Annotated in this window: 24 protein-coding genes; 16 read left to right on the top strand and 8 right to left on the bottom strand. The window is 53.6% G+C overall.

Translation table 11 applies throughout. The features are described from left to right. Positions 1–80: 80 nt before the first annotated feature. The 4 genes from NSS64_RS15540 to NSS64_RS15525 form a co-directional block, all read right to left on the bottom strand. Positions 81–518, bottom strand: coding sequence for a threonine/serine exporter family protein (locus NSS64_RS15540; RefSeq protein WP_340941411.1), 438 nt, complete (start codon positions 516–518; stop codon positions 81–83). 27 nt (positions 519–545) lie between these two features. Beyond that, on the bottom strand, positions 546–1,313 hold the full coding sequence (locus NSS64_RS15535; RefSeq protein WP_081751313.1) for a threonine/serine exporter family protein: 768 nt from the start codon (positions 1,311–1,313) through the stop codon (positions 546–548). Between the two features lie 99 nt (positions 1,314–1,412). Beyond that, a complete protein-coding gene (locus NSS64_RS15530) occupies positions 1,413–1,994 on the bottom strand; it encodes a YitT family protein (RefSeq protein WP_076074206.1) in 582 nt (193 codons plus the stop codon). A 134-nt stretch (positions 1,995–2,128) separates the two neighbouring features. After that, positions 2,129–3,001 (bottom strand): helix-turn-helix transcriptional regulator, encoded by an 873-nt coding sequence (locus tag NSS64_RS15525; RefSeq protein ID WP_341140679.1) that lies wholly within the window; start codon positions 2,999–3,001, stop codon positions 2,129–2,131. A gap of 169 nt (positions 3,002–3,170) precedes the next feature. Here NSS64_RS15525 and NSS64_RS15520 point away from each other — a divergent pair, with 169 nt between their 5' ends. Next, on the top strand, positions 3,171–5,171 hold the full coding sequence (locus NSS64_RS15520) for a glycoside hydrolase family 127 protein (RefSeq protein ID WP_341140678.1): 2,001 nt from the start codon (positions 3,171–3,173) through the stop codon (positions 5,169–5,171). Between the two features lie 92 nt (positions 5,172–5,263). On the opposite strand, the gene NSS64_RS15515 is transcribed toward NSS64_RS15520, so the two are convergent. Both NSS64_RS15515 and NSS64_RS15510 read right to left on the bottom strand, forming a co-directional pair. Beyond that, complete coding sequence (locus tag NSS64_RS15515; RefSeq protein WP_341140677.1) at positions 5,264–7,699, bottom strand: GH36-type glycosyl hydrolase domain-containing protein; 2,436 nt, start codon at positions 7,697–7,699, stop codon at positions 5,264–5,266. Positions 7,700–7,814: 115 nt separating this feature from the next. Then, positions 7,815–8,870: a LacI family DNA-binding transcriptional regulator gene (locus tag NSS64_RS15510; RefSeq protein WP_341140676.1), complete on the bottom strand. Its 1,056-nt coding sequence runs from the start codon at positions 8,868–8,870 to the stop codon at positions 7,815–7,817. Between the two features lie 261 nt (positions 8,871–9,131). On the opposite strand from NSS64_RS15510, the gene NSS64_RS15505 reads away from it, so the two are divergent. The 7 genes from NSS64_RS15505 (at position 9,132) to NSS64_RS15475 (ending at position 18,401) form a co-directional block, all read left to right on the top strand. After that, positions 9,132–10,940 (top strand): sensor histidine kinase, encoded by a 1,809-nt coding sequence (locus NSS64_RS15505; protein WP_341140675.1) that lies wholly within the window; start codon positions 9,132–9,134, stop codon positions 10,938–10,940. Beyond that, positions 10,915–12,552, top strand: a complete 1,638-nt coding sequence (locus NSS64_RS15500; protein WP_341140674.1) for a response regulator transcription factor — start codon at positions 10,915–10,917, stop codon at positions 12,550–12,552. The genes NSS64_RS15505 and NSS64_RS15500 overlap by 26 nt, the downstream gene beginning before the upstream one ends. Positions 12,553–12,616: 64 nt before the next feature. Continuing rightward, on the top strand, positions 12,617–13,531 hold the full coding sequence (locus tag NSS64_RS15495; RefSeq protein ID WP_340992515.1) for a carbohydrate ABC transporter permease: 915 nt from the start codon (positions 12,617–12,619) through the stop codon (positions 13,529–13,531). A 3-nt stretch (positions 13,532–13,534) separates the two neighbouring features. Further along, on the top strand, positions 13,535–14,374 hold the full coding sequence (locus NSS64_RS15490) for a carbohydrate ABC transporter permease (RefSeq protein WP_341140673.1): 840 nt from the start codon (positions 13,535–13,537) through the stop codon (positions 14,372–14,374). Positions 14,375–14,410: 36 nt separating this feature from the next. Continuing rightward, on the top strand, positions 14,411–15,730 hold the full coding sequence (locus NSS64_RS15485) for an ABC transporter substrate-binding protein (protein ID WP_445667798.1): 1,320 nt from the start codon (positions 14,411–14,413) through the stop codon (positions 15,728–15,730). A 78-nt stretch (positions 15,731–15,808) separates the two neighbouring features. Then, on the top strand, positions 15,809–17,458 hold the full coding sequence (locus tag NSS64_RS15480) for an MGH1-like glycoside hydrolase domain-containing protein (RefSeq protein WP_341140671.1): 1,650 nt from the start codon (positions 15,809–15,811) through the stop codon (positions 17,456–17,458). Positions 17,459–17,498: 40 nt separating this feature from the next. After that, positions 17,499–18,401: a glycoside hydrolase family 43 protein gene (locus NSS64_RS15475; RefSeq protein WP_341140670.1), complete on the top strand. Its 903-nt coding sequence runs from the start codon at positions 17,499–17,501 to the stop codon at positions 18,399–18,401. A 105-nt stretch (positions 18,402–18,506) separates the two neighbouring features. Here NSS64_RS15475 and NSS64_RS15470 read toward each other — a convergent pair whose 3' ends face one another. Then, on the bottom strand, positions 18,507–19,781 hold the full coding sequence (locus tag NSS64_RS15470; RefSeq protein ID WP_341140669.1) for a hypothetical protein: 1,275 nt from the start codon (positions 19,779–19,781) through the stop codon (positions 18,507–18,509). A gap of 170 nt (positions 19,782–19,951) precedes the next feature. Here NSS64_RS15470 and NSS64_RS15465 point away from each other — a divergent pair, with 170 nt between their 5' ends. The 7 genes from NSS64_RS15465 (at position 19,952) to NSS64_RS15440 (ending at position 23,524) form a co-directional block, all read left to right on the top strand. Continuing rightward, positions 19,952–20,161 (top strand): hypothetical protein, encoded by a 210-nt coding sequence (locus tag NSS64_RS15465; RefSeq protein ID WP_340995593.1) that lies wholly within the window; start codon positions 19,952–19,954, stop codon positions 20,159–20,161. 83 nt (positions 20,162–20,244) lie between these two features. Next, a complete protein-coding gene (locus NSS64_RS15460) occupies positions 20,245–20,916 on the top strand; it encodes a stalk domain-containing protein (RefSeq protein ID WP_340992521.1) in 672 nt (223 codons plus the stop codon). A gap of 165 nt (positions 20,917–21,081) precedes the next feature. Continuing rightward, positions 21,082–21,648, top strand: a complete 567-nt coding sequence (locus tag NSS64_RS15455) for a hypothetical protein (RefSeq protein WP_341140668.1) — start codon at positions 21,082–21,084, stop codon at positions 21,646–21,648. A 182-nt stretch (positions 21,649–21,830) separates the two neighbouring features. Further along, complete coding sequence (locus NSS64_RS15450; RefSeq protein WP_155991628.1) at positions 21,831–22,454, top strand: hypothetical protein; 624 nt, start codon at positions 21,831–21,833, stop codon at positions 22,452–22,454. Next, positions 22,447–22,974 (top strand): accessory gene regulator ArgB-like protein, encoded by a 528-nt coding sequence (locus NSS64_RS15445; RefSeq protein WP_341140667.1) that lies wholly within the window; start codon positions 22,447–22,449, stop codon positions 22,972–22,974. The genes NSS64_RS15450 and NSS64_RS15445 overlap by 8 nt, the downstream gene beginning before the upstream one ends. Before the next feature lie 2 nt (positions 22,975–22,976). After that, entirely contained in the window at positions 22,977–23,111 is a 135-nt protein-coding gene (locus NSS64_RS32775; RefSeq protein WP_081751311.1) for a cyclic lactone autoinducer peptide, read from the top strand. A gap of 17 nt (positions 23,112–23,128) precedes the next feature. Continuing rightward, positions 23,129–23,524: a LytTR family transcriptional regulator DNA-binding domain-containing protein gene (locus tag NSS64_RS15440; protein WP_340941388.1), complete on the top strand. Its 396-nt coding sequence runs from the start codon at positions 23,129–23,131 to the stop codon at positions 23,522–23,524. Positions 23,525–23,604: 80 nt separating this feature from the next. Here the strand turns inward: NSS64_RS15440 and NSS64_RS15435 are convergent, their stop codons facing one another. Further along, on the bottom strand, positions 23,605–24,135 hold the full coding sequence (locus NSS64_RS15435) for a GNAT family N-acetyltransferase (protein ID WP_340992525.1): 531 nt from the start codon (positions 24,133–24,135) through the stop codon (positions 23,605–23,607). Positions 24,136–24,331: 196 nt separating this feature from the next. Here NSS64_RS15435 and NSS64_RS15430 point away from each other — a divergent pair, with 196 nt between their 5' ends. Beyond that, complete coding sequence (locus tag NSS64_RS15430) at positions 24,332–24,874, top strand: hypothetical protein (protein ID WP_340992526.1); 543 nt, start codon at positions 24,332–24,334, stop codon at positions 24,872–24,874. Positions 24,875–24,966 lie beyond the last annotated feature (92 nt).

Raw genomic sequence — 24,966 nt, 5'->3', positions numbered from 1 at the left:
ACCTGATACAATAGACAAAGCCCGCTTGCGCAGGGACCCGGGGTCCTTGCTGCAAGCGGGCTTGTCTGTGGAATGGAGCGTTACGGTTGTTTGGGCAATTTCTTGATACGCAAAACCATCTGCCCGAGCACCTCGCTTAGCACCAGACCGGCCGCAATGGCTCCGGACAGCAGTAGCGCCTGAACCCCATACTGGATGCCGAGGTTATTATCATTCTCCACGAACCTCCGCATGGCATCATACGCAAGACCGCCCGGTACAAGCGGGATGATGCCGCCGACACTGAAGATAATGACCGGCATCTTGAAGGATCGCGCAAAAAACTGGCTGATCAGTCCGACCACAACGGTAGCACCAAAGGTTGCGACGACAGTATCGGAACTGTAATCCAGCAGCAGGTACAGCATCCAGCCGATCATTCCGGCGAAGCCGCATTGCAGCAGCGCGCGCACCGGTGCATTGAATAGAATGCAGAAGGTTGAGGCAGCGATGAAACTGGTGATCAATTGCAAAATCATGGCAGGAAGACCTCTTTCAAGTGGGTGTTAAAAAATGGACAGGACCAGCCCGATGCCGGTCCCGATGGCGAACGCAGTCAGAAAGGCGTCGGCCCCTTTGGAGATGCCGGATACCAGATGCCCGGCCATCAGGTCACGGACCGCATTGGTGATGAGCAGCCCCGGTACGAGCGGCATTACACAGCCGATGATAATCTTGTCCATCTCCCGTCCCACGCCGAGCTTGACGGAGAAGAAGGCCAGCAGGCCGATAATGAAGGAAGCAATGAATTCCGCGAAGAAGCGAAACTGCACCAGACGATGAAGATAAGTGGCCGCTGCGAAGCCTGTACCGGAGATCAGCAGCGACGGCAGAGCATCCTGCAGGCTGCCCTTGAACATGACCGTGAAGCAGGCTCCGGTCAAGGCTGCCGCTGCGATCTGTACCCATACCGGGTAAGCATGCGCGGCGTCATCGACCACGCCGAGACGCTCACGCGCTTCGGCGGCTGTCAGCTGGCGTTCGGTCAGCCGCCGGGAGATGTCATTGACCTCAGATACCTTTTGCAGGTCTGTCGTCCGTTCAGCGATCCGGAACAGCTTTACCGGCTCGGTCCGGCTGGTGGTGAACATAATGACCGTCGGCGTGACATAGCTATGCGCACCGGGGAAGCCGAGTGCCGCCGCCATCCGGCTCATGGTATCCTCCACACGGTAGGTCTCTGCACCGCTCTGCAGCATGATCTTGCCTGCCAGCAGGCACAGATCGACAATGTCGTGTATGGAAGTGTTGCTATTCGTGCTTGTACTATCCAACTTCGCTAATCCTCCCCGGGAATGTTATCTATTCGATTGTCGCCTGAAAGTCTGAAAATTTCAACCTTTATTCCATAGCATCCGGCAAATTCCGGGTTTTTACTCTTCCAGTGTGCATAATCCCGTAGCCACACCTCCTGAAACAATCGTCAGAATCGAATGGAAAAAGGTCTCCTTGGAGATGAGAATACCGCCAGCTCCGATGATCAGGAAGTCCGTCAGGAAGATGATCAGGCCGACATTCAGCGGAAGGTAGCGTTGGATGAATCTGGCGAGGAGGTCGGTCCCGCCTGTACTGGCTTTGAACCGCAGCATCAGCCCGAGTCCGGTGCCCATCAGGAAGCCGCCGATAATGGCGCTTGAGATGGAGCCCAGCTCAATGTAGTACAGGAAGTAATACTGGAGCGGAAAGAGCAGCTCGATCAGCAGGGAGGAAGCCAGCAGACCGAGAATGCTGTTGTAGAAGATCTCCCGTTGCCGGAACCAGGCCAGCAGGAAGATAGGCAGACTGCATAGCATAATGCAGAGTCCGATTTTGGCACCGGAGATATAATTAATAATGAGGGCAATGCCGATAATTCCTCCATCGAGGATTTTATAGGGGACCAGGAAGAAGTTCGTTCCAGTTGCAATCAGCAGGCTGGCCAGCAGAATAATAACATAGCTTGGGAAGGATCGCATAGTCAACATCTCCGGAATTGAGGCATGTCTTAATCTTTATGCGCCCATCTGGAAAAAAATAGCTAAAAAATCTGCGCTGTCCGAATCAATTGACCATGAACCTTGTCCCGGTTTCCGCTCTAGTGCATTCATGCTCAGCGGGAATATCGCTTGCGGAAGCGCAGCGGAGAGATTCCGACCTTGCGGCTGAAACGCCGGGAGAAGTAAGCCGCACTCTCGAAGCCGGTGCGCTCTGCGATTGCCGCGATCGGGATCTCTGTCTTAAGCAGCAGCAGCTTGGCCTGCTCCAGCCGGTAATCGGTCAGGTACTCCATGGGCGTAAGCCCGTAGACGCGCTTCATGCAGCGGGCCAGGTAGTTGTAGTGAAAATGCAGGGCGTCTGCCAGAGAGGTGTTCGTGACCTCTTCCGCATAATGATTCCGCAGATAGGCCTCCGTCAGCTCGGCAATCTCATCCGCCTGGCTTCCGGCCGTATCCTGCCGGGCCAGATCCATCGTCCGCAGCATCTCCTCGAAGATGCGCTGCTGCTGCCATACAGCACTTGAGCGCCTGCCCTGGTTCAGCTGCAGCAGCTGTCCGGCCTGTCCGCTTCGGGCGAAGGGGGCGGGGAGCGGTCCGAACTGGGGAATACGGATGGTATAGGGATGGGTAAGGAACTGCCGGAAATGTTCCTCCCGGTCTGCATACACCGGCTCCCCCGCAGATTCCGTCCACTCTCCTACCGTGTGAAAATGAACCCAGGTAAAGATCGTCTCAGCCTCACACGGCCGGACAGAATAATGGTAGCGGTCAGGCAGCAGCAGCAGGGTATGCCCGGCGCCTACCGCCCATTCTGTATGCTCCTCTCCAAGGTACAGGCATCCCTGCTCCACGATAATCAGATCGAATTTGCCCATACAGCTGCGGTTCGGATGCTGGTCTCCGGGGAAATATACGGTTCGGCCACACTCTAGGAAGTAAGGGAAGGGCGGCGCAGCGAGATGAATATAGGAAGGATTAAATGTCATTAGCGTCTCCTTAACATAGGCTTATTTTCTGGTCCAGCTTCGCTAAATGTTAGATAGAAGTTGTGTGAAATAGTACAAAAACAGAGTTGCTTATGATTCTGTTTTTGTTCCATTGTACCGTCTATAATGGCAATTAGCGAGGAAGATATACTGAGGAGGAGATACAATAATGAGCGAATTTGCAGGTACAAAGATCGGTACAACCGTTCAACCAGAGCAACCGGATCAACCGGGTTATCCAGAGCTGTCAGTCCAGAGAGCATCCGTTCAGGATGAGTTCTGGGAACGGTACATCCGGCTGGTGCAGGATACGGTTATTCCTTATCAATATGAGGCGCTGCATGACCGGGTGGCAGGGGCTGAACCGAGCCATGCTATTGCCAATTTTGAAATCGCTGCCGGAAGAAGAGAGGGCAAGTTCGGGGGCATGGTCTTCCAGGACAGCGATGTTGCCAAGTGGCTGGAGGCGGTGGGGTATTCACTCCGCATCCGGCGTGACCCGGAACTGGAGCGCCAGGCGGACGAAGTGATCGATCTGGTGGGTGAAGCGCAGCAGGCTGACGGATACCTGAATACTTATTTCACCGTCAAGGAGCCGGGGAAGCGCTGGACGAATCTTCAGGACTGCCACGAGCTGTATTGCGCCGGTCATTTCATCGAAGCGGCGGTGGCTTATTATGAAGCGACCGGCAAGGACAAGCTGCTGAATGTTATGCGCCGGATGGCCGACCATATCGACTCCGTGTTCGGACCGGAGGAAGGGAAGCTGAAGGGCTATGACGGTCATCAGGAGATTGAACTGGCGCTGGTGAAGCTGCACCGGCTGACAGGGGAAGAGAAGTATCTGAAGCTCAGCCTGTTCTTCATTGACCAGCGCGGGCAGGAGCCGAACTTCCTGCGCCAGGAGTGGGAGAATAGGGACCGGGTCTCGCATTGGTCGGGCCGGACAGATCACCTGGACACAGCCTATAATCAAGCCCATATTCCGGTCCGTGAGCAGACGGTGGCCGTAGGACACTCCGTCCGCGCCGTCTATATGTATACGGCCATGGCCGATCTGGCCCGGCTGACCGGAGATGAAGCACTGCGCGAAGCCTGCGTTCGCCTGTGGAACAATATGACGGAGAGGCAGATGTATATCACCGGCGGAATTGGGTCCACGCATCACGGCGAAGCGTTCACCTTTGATTATGATCTGCCTAACGATACGGTCTATGCGGAGACCTGCGCTTCGATCGGGCTGATCTTTTTTGCCAGACGCATGCTGGAATTGGCTCCCGAAGCCCGCTATGCCGATGTGATGGAACGGGCGCTCTATAATAATGTGCTCGGCTCGATGGCGCAGGACGGCAAGCATTATTTCTACGTCAATCCGCTGGAGGTCTGGCCACAGGCCTGCACCTGCAATCCCGGCAAACAGCATGTGAAGGCGCAGCGCCAGGGCTGGTTCGGCTGTGCCTGCTGCCCGCCGAATGTGGCGCGTCTGCTGGCCTCATTGAACCAGTATATTTACACTGTACACAGCGGTACACTTTATACGAACCTGTATATCGGAAGTGAGCTTAAGACCACTCTGGGAGGAACAGAGGTGAAGGTCACTCAGTCCAGTAAGCTTCCATGGGAGGGCACGGTCACGCTGAAGGTTGATCCGGCGGAGGCCGGAGAGTTCGCTATCGCTCTGCGTATTCCATCGTGGAGTGCTGCGGGGAAGATCCGGGTGAATGGGGAGCCGGTTCCTGTTGCTGAAGCTGTGGAGCGGGGCTACGCGGTGATCCGCAGGGAGTGGCAGGCCGGTGACACTGTCGAGCTGATTCTTCCGATGGAAGCGCACCGCATATATGCTCATCCGAATCTGCGGGAGAATGCCGGGAAGACGGTGATCCAGCGCGGGCCGCTGGTCTATTGTCTGGAATCTGCGGATAACGGCGAGCCGCTAAGCTCAATATCTCTAAGCAAGGAGGGCAGGTTCACGGAAGCTTACGATGAAGAGCTGCTTGGCGGAGCGGTAGTAATCCGGGCGGCGGGCTACAGGGTGGAGGAGCAGAGCTGGAGCGGCGGACTCTACGGCAGCACCAGGACGGCTGTACAGCCGGTGGAAGTAACGGCAATTCCGTATTATCTGTGGGGCAACCGCGGCAGCGGAGAGATGAAGGTGTGGATACCGGAGTAATCCCGGCGGCCGCCTGTCCATGAACGAACAACCCGGTTGTACCGCCTAAGCGGACAACCGGGTTGTTATGCTTTTATAGGAGTGCCAGGTTATTAGCCGAGAGTGACGACAACCTGGTGTACTGCACCGTCGCCCACAGGAGCGATAATATTGCCTTCCACGGCAGCGCCGTCGAGGGTCAGGCTGGCTACACCTTTGGAGACATGGTTCGGGTTCTGGATCGAGATCACATAAGTGTCGCCACGGAAGACGCGGGTGATCTCGAAGCCGTCCCATTCTGCTGGGATACAAGGGTCAACCTTGAGCCCGGCGAAGTCCGCCTGAATTCCCAGGATAGACTGCGTGATCGCTACATAGTTCCATGCCGCTGTACCTGTCAGCCAGGAGTTTTTCGCTTCCCCGTGACGTACGGCATCTTTACCGGCGATCATCTGGGAGTACACGTAAGGCTCCATCCGGTGAACTTCGCTGATGTCCTCCAGGTAGGCCGGAGCGATTTTTCGGTAAATGTCAAAAGCTCTGTCGCCATGTCCAAGGACCGTCTCCGCAATCATAATCCACGGGTTGTTATGGCAGAAGATCCCGGCATTCTCTTTGTAGCCCGGAGGATACGTGGAGATTTCACCCAGGTTCAGATAGTACTTGGAATACGGAGGCTGCTGCAAAACGATACCATAGTCCGTATCCAGACGTTCCTGCACGGAAGTCAGGGCGCGGGCTGCTTCACCGTTCTCTACACCGATTCCAGCCATTACGCACATGCCTTGCGGCTCAATGAAGATCTGGCCTTCTTCGTTCTCCTTGCTGCCGATCTTGTCGCCATAATGGTCATAAGCGCGCAGGAACCAGTCGCCGTCGAAGCCGTGGGACAACGTGATGGCACTCATGTTCTCGATCTTGGCAACAGCATCAGCGGCTACATCATCCAATCCGCGCATCCGGCAGATCTCGGCATAGTCCGGTCCAACGAAGACGAACAGACCTGCGATGAATACAGATTCCGCTACGCCGCCAGCGATATTCTCCGTGGTCTGGAACGATTCGCCCGGCTCGGTGGAGAAGCAGTTCAGGTTCAGACAGTCATTCCAGTCCGCGCGTCCGATCAGCGGCAGGCCGTGAGGCCCGAGGTTGTTCGTGACATGCTCGAAGCTCAGCTTCAGATGCTCGAACAGGGTTGCTGTGTGATCCGGATTGCTGTCAAAAGGAACCTGCTCATCAAGGATCGAATAATCGCCGGTCTCCTTAATATAGGCTGCTGTACCCGAGATCAGCCATAGCGGATCGTCGTTGAAGCCGGAGCCGACTTCATTGTTGCCCTTCTTGGTTAGCGGCTGGTACTGGTGATACGCACTGCCGTCAGGGAACTGGGTAGCGGCGATATCAAGAATCCGTTCTCTGGCACGCTCAGGAATCTGGTGGACGAAGCCGAGCAAGTCCTGGTTGGAGTCGCGGAAGCCCATACCCCGGCCAATCCCGGATTCGAAGTACGATGCGGAACGGGACATGTTGAAGGTCACCATACACTGGTACGGATTCCAGATGTTCACCATCCGGTTCAGCTTGTCGTCCCCGCTCTTGATCTGGTATTTGGACAGCAGGTTATCCCAGTGCGCAGCCAGAACGGCAAGGGCGGCATCCACCTGGGCATCAGTAGCGAACTGATCGATGACAGCCTGGGCCGGCTTTTTGTTAATAACGTTCAGAGCTTCCCATTTCTCATCCTCAGGGTTCTCGATGTAGCCGAGCACGAAGATGAAGCTTTGGGCTTCGCCCGGCTCCAGCGTGATGTCAAGTGCGTGGGAGCCGATCGGCGACCAGCCGCTGGCGACAGAGTTAGCAGCCTCACCGGCAGCAACCGCCTGCGGAGCATCCAGGCCATTGTACATGCCCACGAACGATTCGCGGTCCGTATCGAAGCCGGCAATTTCCTTATTTACAGAATAGAAGGCGTAGTGGTTTCTGCGCTCGCGGTATTCTGTTTTGTGATAAATGACGGAATCCTTCACTTCCACTTCGCCGGTGCTGAGGTTACGCTGGAAGTTGGTCATATCATCGTTGGCATTCCACAGGCAGAACTCGGCAAAAGAGAACAGCTTCACGGTCTTCTTCACATCGCCTGTGTTCTTAACAACCAGACGGTGAACTTCCGCATTGTGGCCCATCGGTACAAAAGCAAGCTGATTCACGGAAATGCCGTTACGCTCGCCTGTAATAGAAGTGTAGCCAAGGCCGTGGCGGCATTCGTAGAAGTCGAGGTCCCGCTTCACCGGCATCCAGCCCGGCGTCCAGAAGTCCCCGCCATCGTACAGGTAGTAGTAGCGGCCGCCGGTATCCAGCGGAATATTGTTATACCGGTAACGGGTAAGTCTTCTCATCCGCGCATCGCGGTAGAAGGTATAGCCCCCGGCAGTATTAGAGATGAGGCCGAAGAACTGCTCGTTGCCGAGGTAGTTAATCCAGGGATAAGGGGTTTTGGGGGTGTTGATTACATACTCTTTACGGGTGTCGTCAAAAGTTCCGAATTTCATGAGAGACAAGTCTCCTTTCGATTGTGAACGCGCGTTTACAGAGCGGAGAAAAAAGTCCCTCGGGGCAAGGGATTTTTCTGAATCGGTCTGTATCAGTCTAAATCGGAGTAAAGCTCTACTTCTTCGGCGGCTGACAGGAATCTCTGGTGATCAGGCGCGCCGGGAAGCTGATGGTGCTGAAGGTCGGCTGCTGTGAATCGCACAGCTCAATGACCTTCTCGACAGCGGCTTTGGACATTTCATAAATCGGCAGACGGACGGAGGTCAGCTTGGGATGAATCCGCGCAGCAAGCTGCACATCGTCGAACCCCGCAATGGAGATATCCTCCGGCACGGAAATGCCATGCTCCGAGAACGCTTCCATCGCCGAGATAGCCATATCGTCATTGGAAGAGAAGAAGGCGGTCGGCAGCGGGCCGCCGGAATCCAGCAGCTTCTTCACTTCCTGATAGGCGGTCTCCTTGAGAAAATCACCCTGAAGGACGAAGTCCTTCTGCAGGGCAAGTCCATGGCGCTTCAGCGTATTCTCGTATGCCATGTAGCGCTCCCGCCCGGAATAAGTATTCATCCGTCCGCAGATCATGCCGATCTCCTGATGGCCGAGACCGATTAAGTACTCAATCGCTTCTACAGTACCTTCATAATCCTTGGAATTCACAATAGCGAGATGATTGCGGTCCAGATGCTCTGACATAATCTCGGAAATGTCATAATCGATCAGCACCAGCGGAGCGCTGAGACCGACCATTTCCCGTACAATCTCAATATCCTTCTGGGTGCCGACAATGATTCCGCCGTCAATCCGTTTCTGCAGGAAGGCCTGCTTGACCTTCAGGAAGTCGTCGGGAGAATAGACGGTGTGAATCAGAACATAACAGCCGCGGGCATTCGACGTATCTACCACAGCATCGACGAACGGGGCAAAGTAATTATTCTGATAGATCCGTGTCGCATTCTCCTTCTCGTTCATGCTGATGGCAAACAGCCCGATCGTGTCGGTCTTCTTGCCGGCCAGCGCCCGGGCGAAGCTGTTCGGCTCGTACTGATGCTGTTCAATTACCTTCAGCACCTTAGCCCGGGTCTCTTCAGGGACATTGGAATAGTTGTTGATCACACGGGATACGGTGCTTCGCGAAACCCCGGCTAGCTTGGCAATATCTTCGCTTCGCATAATGTACCCCCTCTAATGTAAACGCGCGTTTATGAACTCATTGTAGAATAAATCTGCCCAGCGGTCAATCGTCCGCCGCAACATTTTTGCCATGCGATAAGAGCGGTTTCACTTGCCGGATTCTGCGATCTGCGTTACAACTAGAGGCATCAGTCAAATAGAGACAGGAGAAAGGACACCGCTCATGATAAGACAAATGATGAGACAAACACCGGCTTCACAGATCTGCGGGGAGAAGGAGGGCTTGCTATCTTTTACTCGTTGAAAAACCGCCTGATCGCATTCTTCGTTGTGCTGCTAGTCTTGTCCTTCGGCACGATGTCGCTGCTGCTGTTCAATCAGGCGCGCTCGATTATCCGCTCTTATATCGAAACGTCGGCACTGGAGAAGATGGACGAATACGGGTCCTTTATTCATATGGCGCTCCAGCAGAGCTATGACTTGTCCTCTCTGGTCTATAACAGCGATATCACCCAGAAGTGGGATGCGATACTTACCCATCCGGCTTCCACCGAAGGGCAGAGGATGCTGGCCAGCATCAACATGAGCAAGTTCCTGACCCAGACGACGAATAATTATTCAATCGTCTCCTCGGTCAGCATCTACCGCAAGGAGGGGCTGCGGGTCGGGGCCGAGAATCAGGTGGTGGCAGATAGCTCGTTCAGGCAGGAGGACTGGTACCGCAACTTCATCGAACACAGCAATCACTGGGTTCCGGCCCATACCGATGAGGCGGAGATCAAGGGGGCGAGACCGTACGAGGTGGTGAGCCTGCTGCTGCCCATCGGGATCTTCGAGCCGTCGCTGGCGAGGAATGTGATGAAGGTCAACATCAAGGCGGACTTCCTGCTGGAGCCGCTGAACCGTATACATCTTGGTGAAAGCGGTACCATTTTCCTGCTGAACGAGCAGGGCAGTCCCATTCTCTCCCAGCAGGAGTACAGCACGCATCCGGAAGCGGCGAAGGAGGTGGAGCGCGTGCGGGCAGCACGGGACGCGCAGGGGGTAGTATATCTGAAGGATAAGCAGGGAGCATCTCACATTCTGGTCTACAAAAAGCTGGCCATCACCAACTGGCTGCTGGTCGGCTTCGTCTCGGAGCAGGACCTGTACGCCAATCTGTTCAAGCTCCGTAACAGCATTATAGTGTTTGCTTCACTGATGCTGGCGGCCGCCTTTGTACTGGCCTACTGGATCTCATCGGGCATTACGAGGCCGCTCTCGCGGCTGGTCTCGGCCATGCGCCATGTGCAGAAGGGCGACTTCGCCCAAGCCGAGCGGCTGACCCTGCCGGAGCGCAGAATCCAGAGCGAGGTGGACTATGCCACCGTCACCTTCCGCAATATGGTTAAGCAGCTATCGCATCTGATCCGCACCGAGTTTGAACAGAAGCTCCTGCGCCAGCAGGCTGAATACAAGGCGCTCTTGATGCAGATCAATCCGCATTTCCTGTTCAATACGCTGGAGCTGATGAGCAGCCTGGCGATCCAGCAGCGGACGAAGGAGACGGTCACGGTCATAGAATCGCTGGGTAAAATGCTCAGGTTCTCGCTGCGGATCAGCGAGGATCTGATCCCGCTGCGCGAGGAGCTGAAGGTCGTGCGCTATTACATGTCCATCCTGGAGGTCCGCTTCGGTGCGGGTCTGGATCTGCGGCTGGACGAGGAGGAGGCGCCTTACGATCTGGAGATCGTCAAGTTCCTGCTGCAGCCGCTGATTGAGAATGCAGTGAAGTACAGCTTCATTCACCAGGCTAAGGCCAAGGTACGGATTACCGTCAGAGCGGACAAGGACCGGCTGGTTCTCTCCGTCGCTGACAACGGAATCGGAATGGACCCGGAGCTGCTGCGCGAGCTGAAGGATCAGGCGATGCGCCAGCAGCCGGAGCAGTTATTGCAGAGCATGACCCATCAGATTGGACTGCGCAATGTACTGGCCAGATGCCGGCTGTATTACGGAGGGCTCTTCACCCTAAGCATAGAATCAAGCAAGGAGGCGGGCACCTGCATTACGCTGGGCCTGCCCCTTCAGAGGAGGAATGACCATGTACCGCGTATTGATCGTGGATGATGAGCCGGAGATCCGCCAGGGCCTGCGGCTCAAGGCTGACTTTGCAGCGCTGGGCCTCAGTGTAACCGGAGAGGCGGGCAACGGCATGGAGGCAATGGAACGGCTGGCAAGCCAAGCGGTCGACATTGTCATTACGGATATGAACATGCCGGTGATGAACGGCGTATCGTTCCTGGACGATTGCCGCAGGCTCTACCCGGAGCTGAAGCTGGTAGTCATTACAGGCTATGAAGATTTCCATTATGCCAAGGCAGCGATCCGCAATCAGGCGCGTGATTATCTGCTCAAACCGGTGGCCGCCGATGAGCTGACGACCGTGCTTCAGAAGCTGAAGGACGAGCTGGATCAGGAGCGCAATGACCGTGACCGGCAGGCGGTGAATGAGTGGCGGCTGTCCCAGTACTACAAGGAGATGAAGGAGCATTTCCTGGTGCAGCTTGTCAAAGAGGAAGTGGAGCCGGTCCATGCGCTGAAGGAGCGCGCTGCGCTGTTCGAGCTGGATGGATGGGACCTGACGGAGGTGCGGTTCGTAACGGCCGGACTCCGTGAGCGTGCGGGGGAGGCGGCGGTGCCGGAGCCTGGGCACGGCAAAGGTTCAGCGCTGCCGGAGCGTACGCCGGGCAAGCTGCGGCTGCCGTTCGAGCTGCTGACCAGGGAATTCGCGGGCAGCTCCGGGGAGCGATGCCAGGTGCTGCGGGACCCGAGCTATCCGGGGCTGGTCCACTTCATCCTCCAGGATGCGCTCACTGATATAGACCGCTTCTGTACAGAGCTGGCGGAATGCGTCGCCGTCCATCTGGGCTTCAAGCCGGTGATCGGCTACAGCGGCGGCAAGCTTGGATTCCTCCGCTGGAAGGAAGGCTGCCTGGAATCTCTGCTGGCCTGGAACCTCTCGGAGAATGCGGCCCAGCCGCCGGCCGAAGGAAGAAGCGAGCCGGGACTGGCGCTTACGGAGGAATTGACACGGACCCTGCGCAGGCTTCTGATTCAGGGGGAGTGGGACGCCTTCGGGCAGAGCATCCGCCATGAGCTGCAGCAGGCGTTCTCCCAGTCCCGCTCCTGCCTGGTGAAGCTGATCTTCCAGCTCTGCCTGCTTGTGGACGGGGCGGGTGCAGAGGCCGCAGACGGAGACATCCAGGCCCAGGAGCTATGGCTATATCCCGAGACGGTCCACAAGCTGGATTCGGTGGACAAGGCCGGGCAATTCCTGCTGGAGCGGGCGGCCTCCGTGTACCGCACGATGCAGGAGGCCGGCGATGCCGAGGATTCGGTCATCCGCACAGCGACGCAATATATCGACAGCAACTACATGTATGATCTTAACCTGACCCAGCTTGCCAGACGGTTCAATTACAATTCCTCCTACTTCTCGGAGCTGTTCAAGGCCAAGGTGGGCCGGAGCTTCATGGTCTACCTGACCGACATCCGCATGGCCCAGGCCACGCATCTGCTGTTGACGACAACGCTTAACCTGTGGGATATCGCCGAGCTGACCGGATTCTCGAATGCCAGTTACTTCAGCTCCAGGTTCAAAAAAATGTATGGAACCTCCCCGTCGGACTTCCGCCAGCATCCACCTGAAAAATTCAGTAGTCAACAGCCGAAGAAATAGCATTCAACCAAGCTGCGTTGCTTTCTATAATGAGCCTATATCCACGAAGAAGGAGAAGGCGCATATGAAGACAGCACACAAACCGGCGATGTGGAGAAGGAGCGGTACCGCTTACCTGTTCCTGCTTCCCTGGCTGATCGGCTTTTTCGGACTGACACTCGGACCTATGCTGGGCTCCTTGTATCTGTCCCTGACCAAGTACGACCTGCTCAATGCCCCGCAGTGGCTGGGACTGAACAATTACAGGCACATCTTCACGGCAGACGAATACTTCTACAAGTCTCTTACCGTGACGTTCAAGTACGTGCTATTCTCGGTTCCGCTCAAAATGGCCTTTGCCCTCCTGGTCGCCATCGTCCTGAACAAAGGCATCCGGGCGCTGGGCATCTACAGAACGGTGTATTACATTCCGTCCCTGCTGGGAGGAAGTGTGGCAATCGCCATCGTCTGGCGGCAGATTTTCGACGGGGAAGGGCTGATTAATCACTTCCTGGCCTGGTTCGGGATCGAAGGCCCGTCCTGGATTGCCCATCCCAGCTATATTCTCTCGACCATCGTCACGTTGTCCGTCTGGCAGTTCGGCTCCGCGATGGTCATCTTCCTGGCCGGCATTAAGCAGATTCCTGCGGACCTGTACGAAGCTGCGCAGGTGGACGGAGCCGGGAAGCTGCGCCAGTTCGGCCGGATTACGCTGCCGATGCTCTCCCCGGTGATCTTTTTTAACCTGGTCATGGGGATTATCAATTCCTTTCAGGTGTTCACTCCGGGATATGTCATTGGGGACGGGCGCGGCGGTCCGGTGAATTCCACCCTGTTCTACACGCTGTATCTGTATCTCAAAGGCTTCTCCTTCTTCGATATGGGGTATGCCGCTGCTCTGGCCTGGATCATGCTGATCATCATCGGCCTGTTCACCTCCATAGTGTTCGTGACCTCCAAATTCTGGGTGTTCTACGGCGACGGAAAGGACGGGCGATAATTCATGACAGACGACAAAATGATCTTTAGGCTCGGCAAGCATGGCGTCATTATTCTGTTCGGGCTGCTGATGCTGTATCCGGTGCTGTGGCTGCTGTCCAGCTCCTTCAAGCCGAATGCGCTGATCTTCTCGGAACCGGGGCTGTGGCCGGGGAGATTTACGCTGGAGAACTACGTGAACGGATGGAAGGGGCTGCAGGGCATCTCGTTTAGCCGCTTCTTCCTCAATTCTGCCACGATCTCTGTACTGTCGGTCTTCGGCAACATACTGACCTGTTCGCTGGCGGCTTACGCGTTCGCCCGGCTGGAGTTCCGCTTCAAAAGTGTGCTGTTTGCCTGCATGCTGGTGACCATTATGCTGCCTTACCATGTCGTGCTGATTCCGCAATATATTATTTTCAGCAAGCTGGAGTGGGTCAACACCTATTTGCCGCTGATCGTGCCGAAATGGCTGGCGCATGACTCGTTCTTCATTCTGCTGATGATCCAGTTCATCCGCGGCATCCCGAAGGAGCTGGACGAGAGTGCCACGATTGACGGCTGCGGCCAGGGCCAGCTGTACTTCCGGATCATTATTCCGCTGCTGGTTCCGGCGCTGATTACAACGGCGATCTTCACCTTCATCTGGTCGTGGGATGATTTCTTCAGCCAGATGATCTACCTCAGCCGGATCAATCTGTTCACCGTGCAACTGGGCATACGCTCGCTCTATGATCCTTCGGGCTCCTCCGACTGGGGCGCGCTGCTGGCGATGTCGGTGCTGTCACTGGTGCCGATTATGACGATCTTCATGCTCTTCCAAAAGCATTTCCTGGAGGGCATCGCTACGACGGGCCTGAAATGAGCAAGCGATTACAATTATTCTTGGGGGGATATGTTTATGAAGAAAAGCTTAGGTCTTACGCTGAGTGTCCTGCTGCTGGCAGCCACAACCGCCTGCTCGGGCGGCAATAACGGCAAGCCTGCGGCGGCCGGCAACTCCGGCGGTGCGGGAGCTTCTGCGGATCAGGTGGAGCTGCGGATTATGTGGTGGGGCGACCAGAAGCGCGCAGATAAGACGAACGAGGCGCTGCGGGCCTTCGAGTCGAAGCACCCGAACATTAAGGTGGTCGGGGAGTTTGCTCCGAACTCCGGGTATTTCGACAAGCTTAACACCCAGCTCGCTTCGGGCACAGCGCCTGATGTGTTTTTCCTGGGAGGGAACGTAACTGATTACGCCGCGAAAGGTGTGCTGCTGGACTTACAGCCCTATGTCGGCCAAGAGCTGGATCTGACGGATATGGACCAGACGATGGTGGAGTACGGAACGCTGGGAGGCAAGCTGGTGCATATCTCAGCCGGGGCGAATGCCCGGGGGATGGTACTCAATACGGAGCTGTTCAAGAAGGCTGGAATGGAGGTTCCGGCAGACGGCTGGAGCTGGGAGGATTACGCCCGCATCAGCAAGGAAATCTCCGATAAGCTGGGCAAGGGTTATTACGGCACCTACAACTTTACCGTTGAGGGGATGGACATCTATATGAAGCAGCGCGGCAAGCAGGTCTATGATATGGAGAAGGACGCGCTGGGCTTCGGGCAGCAGGATGCAGAGGAGTGGTTCAACTACTGGCACGGGATCACTAAGAACGGCGGAATGGTCACTCCATCCCTGCAGGTATCCAATCCTCCGGGAGACACAAGTAAATCTCTGGTCGTTACCGGCAAGGTGGCGATGAGCCTGATTCCGTCCAACCAGTTCGCCGCTCATCAGAATCTGACTCAGGATAAACTGACCATGATTCAGGTGCCGCGCGGGCCGAAGGGAACGGGGGTTGTCTTTGAATCCAGTCAAGGGTTGTCCGGTTATGCCAAGACCAAGCATCCGAAGGAGGTCGCGGAGCTGATGAACTTCTGGATCAATGATCCCGATGCCGCGCAGATTCTGGGCAGTGACCGTGGCGTGCCGGTTACCTCCAAGATGCGTGACCTGCTGATGAAGGAGGCTACGCCGCTGGAACAGACCGTATACGACTTCACAAGCCGTGTATCCGAAGCGACGAAGAAGGAGCCGTTTGCCGTCAGCTATAACCCGCCGAATTTCACCGAATTCACCAAGCTGGCGGAGACCGCTGTACAGGAGATCGGTTTTGAGCAAAAGGATGTCAAGCAAGGGGTAGAGGATTTCTATACAGGCGCGACGCAGTTATTCGGAGCCCAGTAGTCATATCCCGGAAGCGGGCTGCCCCCCGCAGTCTGCTTCTCTGTCTGGAGAGCAACTAAAGTTACAGGAGGGAATGGAATGACGGGTAGTGTACTGGAGAGACTGCGGAGGATAGCGGTGGACGACCGGATTAGAGTGCTTAAGAAAGCGGCGGACCGGGATTCACTGGAGGAGTGGAAGCAATCGGGCGTGGCCTTCGCGGCTTCATCGGAGAACATGGAGAATGTCTATTACTCTGCGCTGCACAAGCTGCTGGACTGTATCGTGCCGATGGACGGAGGCGGACTTGTGCTGCATGAAGGCGGGGTCTATCTCGGGAGCTGGCTGGAGAGCACGGGCACGATCAGCGCTGAACGGCTGTCGCGCTTCATGCCGGGGGTGGCGGGAGCGACCTTCCGGCTGTTCGCCGACCAGCAGCGGCAGGATGGGCTGATGCCCTACAAGGTGACGCCTGCGGGACCGGCCTACCGGCAGATTCAGATGGTGACGCCGCTGGCCCGCAGCGTCTGGAATCATTATCTGGAGAACGGGCGGGACAAGAGCTTCCTTCGCTCCATGTATCAGGCGATGGGCCGGTTCGACCATTGGCTGCATATGCACCGCAACACCAGAGGGACCGGCTGCGTCGAAGCCTTCTGCACGTTTGATACCGGACATGACCTCTCCCCGCGCTTCTGGCATGTCCCCGACACGCCCCATCTGGAGGATGCGGGACAATATAACCCGGATTCGCCGCTGCTGCCTTTTCTGGCCCCGGATTTAACGGCCAATGTCTACTGCCAGCGGCTCTACCTGTCCAAGATAGCGGTGGAGCTTGGCGGGAGCGGGGACGAATGGCGTGCCCGGGCAGCGGCGAGCAGCCACAGCCTGTTCAGCCATTGCTATGACGAAGAGGATGAGTTCTTCTATGACCGGGATCGCGGAGGCCGGTTCGTCCGTGTACAATCGGATGTTCTGCTGCGTGTGCTGGCCTGCGAGGTGGGGGACGGGGTGTTTTTTGCGTCAGCCCTCCGCCGTTACCTGCTCAATACCGGCAAGTTCTTCGCCAAATATCCCTTCACCTCCATTGCGATGGACGATCCCAGGTTCGACCCTTTCTCCAGCTATAACACCTGGGGAGGCTCGTCGAACTTCCTCAGCCTCATCCGTGCGCCGCATGCCTTCGAGCAGCACGGGCGTTATGTCGAGCTGACCTGGGTCATCCTGCCGATCCTCGCAGCGTTCTCGCGGATGACCCGGTTCGGGCAGACGTTAAGCCCATGGACCGGGGAAGAGGGATATACGGAGACCTATTCACCGGCGATTCTCTGCCTGCTGGACTATATGGAGCGGCTATGCGGGATCGTGCCGGTAGCCGGAGAGGAGCTATGGTTCACCGGCCTGCTTCCCTATGACATGGATCATGGCCACGAGGTGGCCCATGAGACCGGATACCGCCGGACCGTGGACGGCACGGTCTTCGAGCTGGTTACTACGCGTGAGCGGTCTGTAATCTACCGTAATGAAGAGGAGTACCTGACCTTTCCATATGGTGTGCGTGTGGTCCTGGGCCGGGGCGGACAACTGCTGAAGCTGATCGGCATGAGTGTCCGCCAGATCGAAGGGAGTCTGTGCTATGAGGGCCAGACGCTTCCGTTCACCATCAAGGGCAACGAGCAACTGGAATATGCGGACGGCGGCTTCGTGAGCGTCAGCGATATTGGAGTGGTATTGCCGGAGTACAGCTAACTAAGCATGCAGAGTGTGCGGGAAGAAAGGAGAGATGTACATGATAAATAACAAAAACCTGCAAATCAGAGATCCGTATGTGCTTCCGCTGGCCGGACATGAACAGGAGCAGGGCACCTACTATTTATATGGCAGCACCGACAGCAATATCTGGGGCCCGGGCACGGGGTTCAACGCCTACACCGGCACAGATCTGGAGCACTGGGACGGCCCGTTCCCGGTCTTCCGGCCGGAACAGGATTTCTATGCGGAGCGGAATTTCTGGGCACCGGAGGTCTATAATTATGGCGGCAATTACATCATGTTCGCCACCTTCCGGCGCAAGGACAATGATCTGCTGGGCACCGCCGTTCTGATCTCGCTGCATCCGCTGGGCCCGTTCATCCCGCATAGTGAGGGGCCAGTGACTCCGCAGGAGTGGAGTTCACTGGACGGAACGCTGTATGTGGACCGGAAAGGCCAGCCGTGGATGGTGTTCTGCCATGAATGGCAGCAGACCGGGGACGGCGAGGTCTGCGCCATGCGGCTAACAGAGGACCTGCGGAGTGCCGCTGGGGAACCTGTTGTTCTGTTCCGGGCATCGGAAGCTCCATGGACAACACCGTTTAGATCGGAGCGGTATGCGGATCAGCTCAATTATGTAACGGATGGGCCATTCCTGTTCCGTTCTAGCGACGACGATGCGTTATATCTGATGTGGGCCAGCTTCATTAATAATACCTACGCGCTGGGTATCGCCCGTTCCGGGAGCGGAGAGATTACCGGACCCTGGCTTCATCAGGAGGAAGCGCTCTACCGGCAGGACGGCGGCCATGCCATGGTGTTCCGCGCCTTCGGCGGTCAGCTGATGCTGGCCATCCACACGCCGAATCAGACACCGGAGGAGCGTCCGCTGTTTGTGGAGCTGGAGGAGCAGGACGGTGAGATGAGGGTGAAGGCGTAGGCACTTACGCGGGCAGGCGGAGGCTAATCTCTGCCTTTAAAAGAAAACGATTGCCCTCCTTTAAAGAGTGGCAATCGTTTTGGGGTGCGGTTAACCTAAGGAAGCTTATTCGATATCAATGCTCCATTGTCCGTCTGCTTCCACGGAAAAGACATAAATTCCGTCGGATTCGATTTTTTCCGCTGTGGAGCCGGAGTAGTTACCAATTTCATTAACCAGCAAGAGGCTATCATTCACTTTGACGGCAAAATTGGATTCACCCGTGTGCTTGGATGTGAACCGGGTCAGCTTGCTTTGCAGCCTTGCAAACACAACATCGTTCCCCTTACCGGATAATTTAACCGGTGCGCTCTTGACGTTCTCGGGGATGCTCTGCTTAATATCTGCTTTCCACGAGCCATCCGACTCCACCTTCAGCATATATTTCCCGCCGTCAGGAATCACAGCTAGTGATTTTCCTTTGTAAGGCCCAATTTCATTCACGAGCATTTTTTTGGTATCTCCTGTTTCATCGTACATATAGATCACAAAGTTAGAATCCCCGTTGTCTGTTGCCTCCAATATAGCGATCCCGCTGTTCAGATGGAAGAACTCTGTAGCCTGGTCCTTTTTCCCTTTGAGATGTATGACTTCGTCCTTTGCTGGCGCTGGCGTAGCGTTTGCCGTTGCTGAACTAGGTAAGCCTTGGTATAACGGCAGCAGTTCAGCGTATAGCTTCTCAACAGTAGCCTGGTCATCCTCTTGAATGGCAAGGGCCATTTCCTTGAATTTGCTTTGATTTTCCTTATTTATAAACTCCAGACTATTGAGAATAACTGCTAATACTTCATCTCTAAGTTCTTGGGTGAGGTTCTTTTCCAGATAGCTTTTGGCTAAATTAAGTGATCTGGCTCCTAGCTCCTGGTTTGCTTCATCAAAGGTGTTAATAGTATCCCCGCCAGAGGGTACATCCGTTTCATCGGGTGTAGGTGTGGAATCTGGATAGCGGGCGGCAACGGAAGCAGGTAGAACTCCACCAATTTTTGTGAAAAGCTTCTTTACATTTTGTACATCATTTTTCTCAATAGAGTCAGCAATCTCCAGATAAGTGAAGGTATTCTCTTTATCCTCCCGGGCCTTAATCCGGATGTTATTGGCGATTTCTTTGGACGACTCAATATTCCATGAATTAGTACCGAAGTTCTCTAGGTATTCCTGCGTCTTATCCTTCACTGAGAAGTTCTTCAGCTCTGGCGCTGGAGTAGGAGAAGCAGTCGGAGCAGCAGAAGGAGTAGCCGTGGCAGCTTGAGTACTCTCATTAGACCCGCCACATCCGTTCAATATCACAGGTGAAGCTAAAAGAGCAAAAGCTAAAGTCATTTTGGATAATTTTCCGTACATGAGTAATTTCCCCCAAATGTTTAATCATACTTAGCCAGTATATCAAAATTGGATTATTTCTACAGTGAAATTTAATAGAACTTTGCATTCCTTACACAATCGTGCCAAACTTGATATGATTAGGATATAGACTTTTATCATGTTGAATTAGGGGGATGTAAGCTGTGTATATGACAGGTTTTGGGTCCTTGCTCGCTGGAGGGTTCAGTATTTTTGCTCTTTTACTATGGTTGACTTGTCTGGGAATGGGGATATATTTATTTGTGCTGGTGGTGAAGCTTGCCCGCAGGGGAATCATTGCGCTGGATTTGTACAATCACTCCAAAAATCTGGAGATACGCGAACGTTACGAAGCGGTTCACCGGAGAGACGATGTCTGAATGATTGCATCTGATGGCAGGATTTATTATACTCCGAATATGGAATATTCAAATTTGTTATATCTGGAGAGGAGTTTGAGCGAATGAAGAAGAAGATGACTGCTGCGCTGACTGCATTTGCCGTACTGGGAGGAATGGGCACGGGCGTGTATGCCGGGGCCAACCTGCAGGAAATCAAGGCTTTTCTGAATCCAAGCATCAAATTCAAGATGAACGGCCAGCCGGTGCAGCTTAAGAATGGCAGCGGTGCAGTGATTGCCCCGATTTCCTATAAGGACACAACGTATCTGCCGGTCCGTTCCGTATCCGATCTGCTGGGGGTTACCGTTAAGTTCGATGCCGCAACAAACACCATTTCTCTCGGGGAGCAGACGGCAGGTGTGCCGATTGCTACAGGCTTTGATAATATGTATCACACCAAGGACCCGGGTAAGACCGTGTACAAGGATAAGGATTACAAGGATGTATTCTTCGATGACGCCAGCAGCGACCGCGGCAGTTCCTTCATGCTGCAACCTGACAAAAAGTATCAGAAGCTCTATCTCCAGATAGCCGCGATCGGCGGGGAGATCAAAGACTTCAGTATTCAAGACGCGGACACCAACACGGTGCTGAAGAAGCAGACCATTGACCCGGCCAGCGGACTCACGACCATCGAAGTGGATATTGCCGGAGTCAGCAGCCTGTATCTCACTGGCGACGTGAAGAAGGGAACCTCGGTCTTCGTCCCGCTTACGACATCGTATTATAAATAATTTCTGAACTTATACATCATTCACGAATGCCCCGGGAGCCTTGGTTTCCGGGCTTTTTCTGTCTGCATTAGTTGTTTGGATGAAGGCAGAAATGGGTATTATCCGGTAAGCCGGTGAATCTAACCGGCCGTGTAATTGTTCAATGAATTCATGAGGAGTGAGCAGATGTATACCAAAAAACTAATAATGTCCTTATCCTTGACGTTGTCCCTATTGGCCCTCAGTGCCTGCGGTAATGCTGAGGATAAGCCGTCCACCGAATCGATGCAGACCACTGCACCGACAGCAGAGAGTGTCCAGACTCCTGAGCCGACAACAGAGGCTGAGCAGACTCCAGCACCTACGGCAGAGCCGGAGCAGACGCCTGAGGCGACAGCCGGAAGCAACGAGACGGCTGCCGGATCTGCGGACCTGCCGAAATATCTGCCGGAGGATTTCCCGATGCCAGAGAATGTAACAGAGACCATTCTTTCGAATGCGGAGGAGAATGAGGGCAAGAAGACGGCATTGCTGATTTTTAGAACAACGGATAGTATGGAATCGGTAACGAAGCTCTATGATGATTATCTGGCTTCCAAGCTGGGCGATCAGTCCGTGAAGACTATCGATCCCAAGAACCTGATCATTCAAGGCAAGACCAAGGACGATAAACAGAGCTGGTCAATCATTGGCGGTCCGCTTGCGTCCCAGGAGGGAACCGTGGAGGTTAACGTCATTTGGTCTGAAATTTAATACGGACAGCCAAGCTGCTGTACCCAGAGGAACATCCGTTGAGGCTCGATTCAGAGCGGCCAACGGATGTTTTTTTGATTTGATAAAAAGTGTCGAATTTTGTAATTAAGTAGTATACGTCAGGTGCGGCGGGGATATATAATTAATTTTGTAAACGAAAATTAGTCAGGCGGTGTTATGGTTTGTCGTGGGAACCTGTAGGCTTTATGTTTTTCTCTACGATAGAGACGCTTGCGCTCTATTATCTGATTATGTCTCTCTATAGATTCAAGTGGAGATGGTACATCTGGCAGGCTTTATTTGTCATCTTGCTGAACAATCTGCAAAGCTATCTGTTACGCAACGAATTGGGCATGTCGAATGTCGCACCACTTGTTTTAATCTTGATTTTTATCTTCTTCTTTGCTGCGGTAGTGAGGATGCCTCTCATTCTATCCATCATCGCAACAATATCAGGATTTGCTATTTTTGCCGGGATTCAGACGCTGCTCACCCTGCTCATGTTCGGATCTATATCGAATATTGGTAGTACCGCGAACGGATATTTTCTGCAGGTAGCGACTGCGGCAGCGGTGTTCGGTATTTTTGGGCTTCTGTACCGCAAAGGCAAGGGCTTCACGTTCGACTTGGATAAACTCCGCTTTAAGATAGAAGATATCCTGCTGTCTCTGCTGATTTTCGGCTTCGTAATAGGGATTTCAGTGCTACTCTACTATAATGATATTCTGCTAAATGCCTTGATTTTCCTGGTGATGACTGTATTCCTTCTATATTATTCCACCCGGAGGGAGCGGGAAGATGCTTGAATTCATGTCCGGCAAGCTGGCATTTACGATTAAAAATATCGTACCTGAGCACCCGGCATCCTACGCTGTCCTGAAATTTGCTATTAGCGTAGTGCTTAATGTGGTGTTTATTATTGGGCTGACGCTGGTAGTATCCCTTTTGACAGGCAGGACAAGTGAAGCTCTGCAGATTCTGATCTCCTTTGCCGTATTACGTCAGGTGTCGGGCGGGGTCCATCTCAGATCCGGTATTGCCTGTGTCTTGTTTACGGTAAGCTTGTTCACGGTCCTATCCTTTGTGGAGGTTAGTTCCCTTTACGTTATGCTAATGAATGGAACTAGTCTGTTAATAGTTTTATGGCTGGCGCCCATTGGAATTGAACGACAGACCCGGATTCCGAGGCGGCACTGGCCTAAGCTGAGAATCGTGGCGATACTGCTTGTTGGCGCCAATATCGTTGTAGGATCAACTGTTATCGCAGCCAGTTTTTTGGCTCAATCCATCAGTCTGATTATAGCTAGAAGGGAGGTGAACATCTGACAATGAGAGCTTTGCAGCGCAAAGTAGTGTATAAGCTTGCTTCTGGTTTGTCCGCCTTGGCTGCCCTTATCGTGTTGGTTACAGCAAGTGTATTATACATTAATCAACCGGAGGTTCCTGAAGAGTTACTTAAATAACATTGGAGTTGATCCCTTTGAGCACGATATCTGTTACTAGAGACACAGAGGGAAACACTGGTGTATTCTCACTCGATATTGCAAAAATAACGTTTATGGAATTTGAACGGACTATCTATCGGATCATTGTCCATACGTACGATCAGACCTTTTATACAGTAGGTACGCTGAAATATTGGCTTAATACCCTGGCCAGTTCAGGATATCATTTCGTTCTAGCAGATAGAAACACGTTAATTCAGGTTTCTAATATTATCCAGCTGGATAAGACGTTTCATATTGCTTATTTTGGGGAAGACCACAGAGGAGTCGAGCAAAAGTGTTTTCTGTCAGAGAAGGGCTACAAACAAATTCTAAAATACGTAAAAACATCCGCATCGGATGTTAAATTAGTGGAGCTGCCCCAGTGGTAGCTTATTTTTTACGACCGCATATTTAATAAGGCTGACCCTGCACAGTTGATGTGCCGCGGGCCAGCCTTATTCAAGTTAGGTTAATCTGTAGCTAATCTGGAATACATACACAGATCAATGAAGCTTCCTTTGGACCGCTCACTCTGCCTCAATATTCCTTCCAGCGAAAAGTTTAATTTCTGCAGTACCTTAATAGAATTGATATTAGCAGGCTGGGCCTTTGCTTCTATTCTATTGAAGCCCAGTGTATCAAACGCATAATCTATTAGTGCGCGAAGGGCTTCAGGCACATATCCTTTTCCCCAGCACTCGCGGCTAAGGTCATAACCGATCTCTGTCTTGGCATTGTCATAGTCCAGCGCATTGAAACCACAGGAGCCGATAATCCGGCCGGATTCTGCTTCCGTGATGGAATAGCGGATCGCCTGATTCTCGGTGGCTAACTTATGAAGCAGCTCAATCATCTCCACGGCCTGACTCTCATCCGTGAAGCTGCTGATATTCATGAACCGGGTGACTTCAGGATCGGACCAGATCGGGAACAGGCTGGCTGAATCGGCGGTGCGCATTTGTCTTAATACTAATCTTTCGGTTTGTAATTCTGTTATCATCAATAAGTTACCTCCATTGAATATATATGGTATTGGTGAGGTGCAACTATTGATATCTGCGCATAGTTCAGTCCTTTCCGTGTGTAAGCTGCCTCTATTATATAGAATACAGGGGAGAATGTTAATCAGGGACGCGCCTGTTTCGTATTCCTCCTGACATGGTAAACTTTAGATAAAAACATCTTGGGAGGGTATTATGAGAAAAACGTTACTGGTAGTATTGTTCTTGTTCGTATTGACAGCTTGTGGGGATTCCAAAGACGGGGTAACCACTAAAGACTTAGCCATCCAAAAGGTGAACGATCATAAAGCCATTGTTGAGTATGGTATGAGCCGCGCGGAAGCAGAAGAGGTATTGGGCAAAGGAGAAGATAAGGATATTGCGAATTCAGTCATGTACAGCCCTGGCGTAAGAATTATGTACCGTGAGGATAAAGTGGCAGGGATTACTCTGGCAAAGGAATCGAAAGATATGTATGAAACTACAGGCGGTTTTAAAATTGGCATGTCCAAAGATGATTTCAAGCAAATCTATGGCGATCAATATCTTAAGGATATGGAGAGGAACCTGGACTATGCTTACGATTCAGTCAACAAACGTTATTTGCAGGAAAAAGAATGGGTAGCGAAAGCTGAAGATGACACGAAAATATATGTAATATCAGCCATGTTCAACGGTAAGGGTGAAGCAGACGCCGTTGTATTGGTGGATAAGCGAATGGCGATCACGTTTAGGTAAAAGGGGAGGGCTGACGATCAAGCATGTGCTAGTATGTTTCTTTGAGCTTTGGGGACAGAATAGCAATATAGGGACCTTAAAGGCTGGCTTTG

The sequence above is a fragment of the Paenibacillus sp. FSL H8-0122 genome, from assembly GCF_038005345.1.
Classification (GTDB): domain Bacteria; phylum Bacillota; class Bacilli; order Paenibacillales; family Paenibacillaceae; genus Paenibacillus_AQ.
Note: the sequence above shows the minus strand (reverse complement) of the source record. Positions and strands in the feature narration are given on the sequence as shown.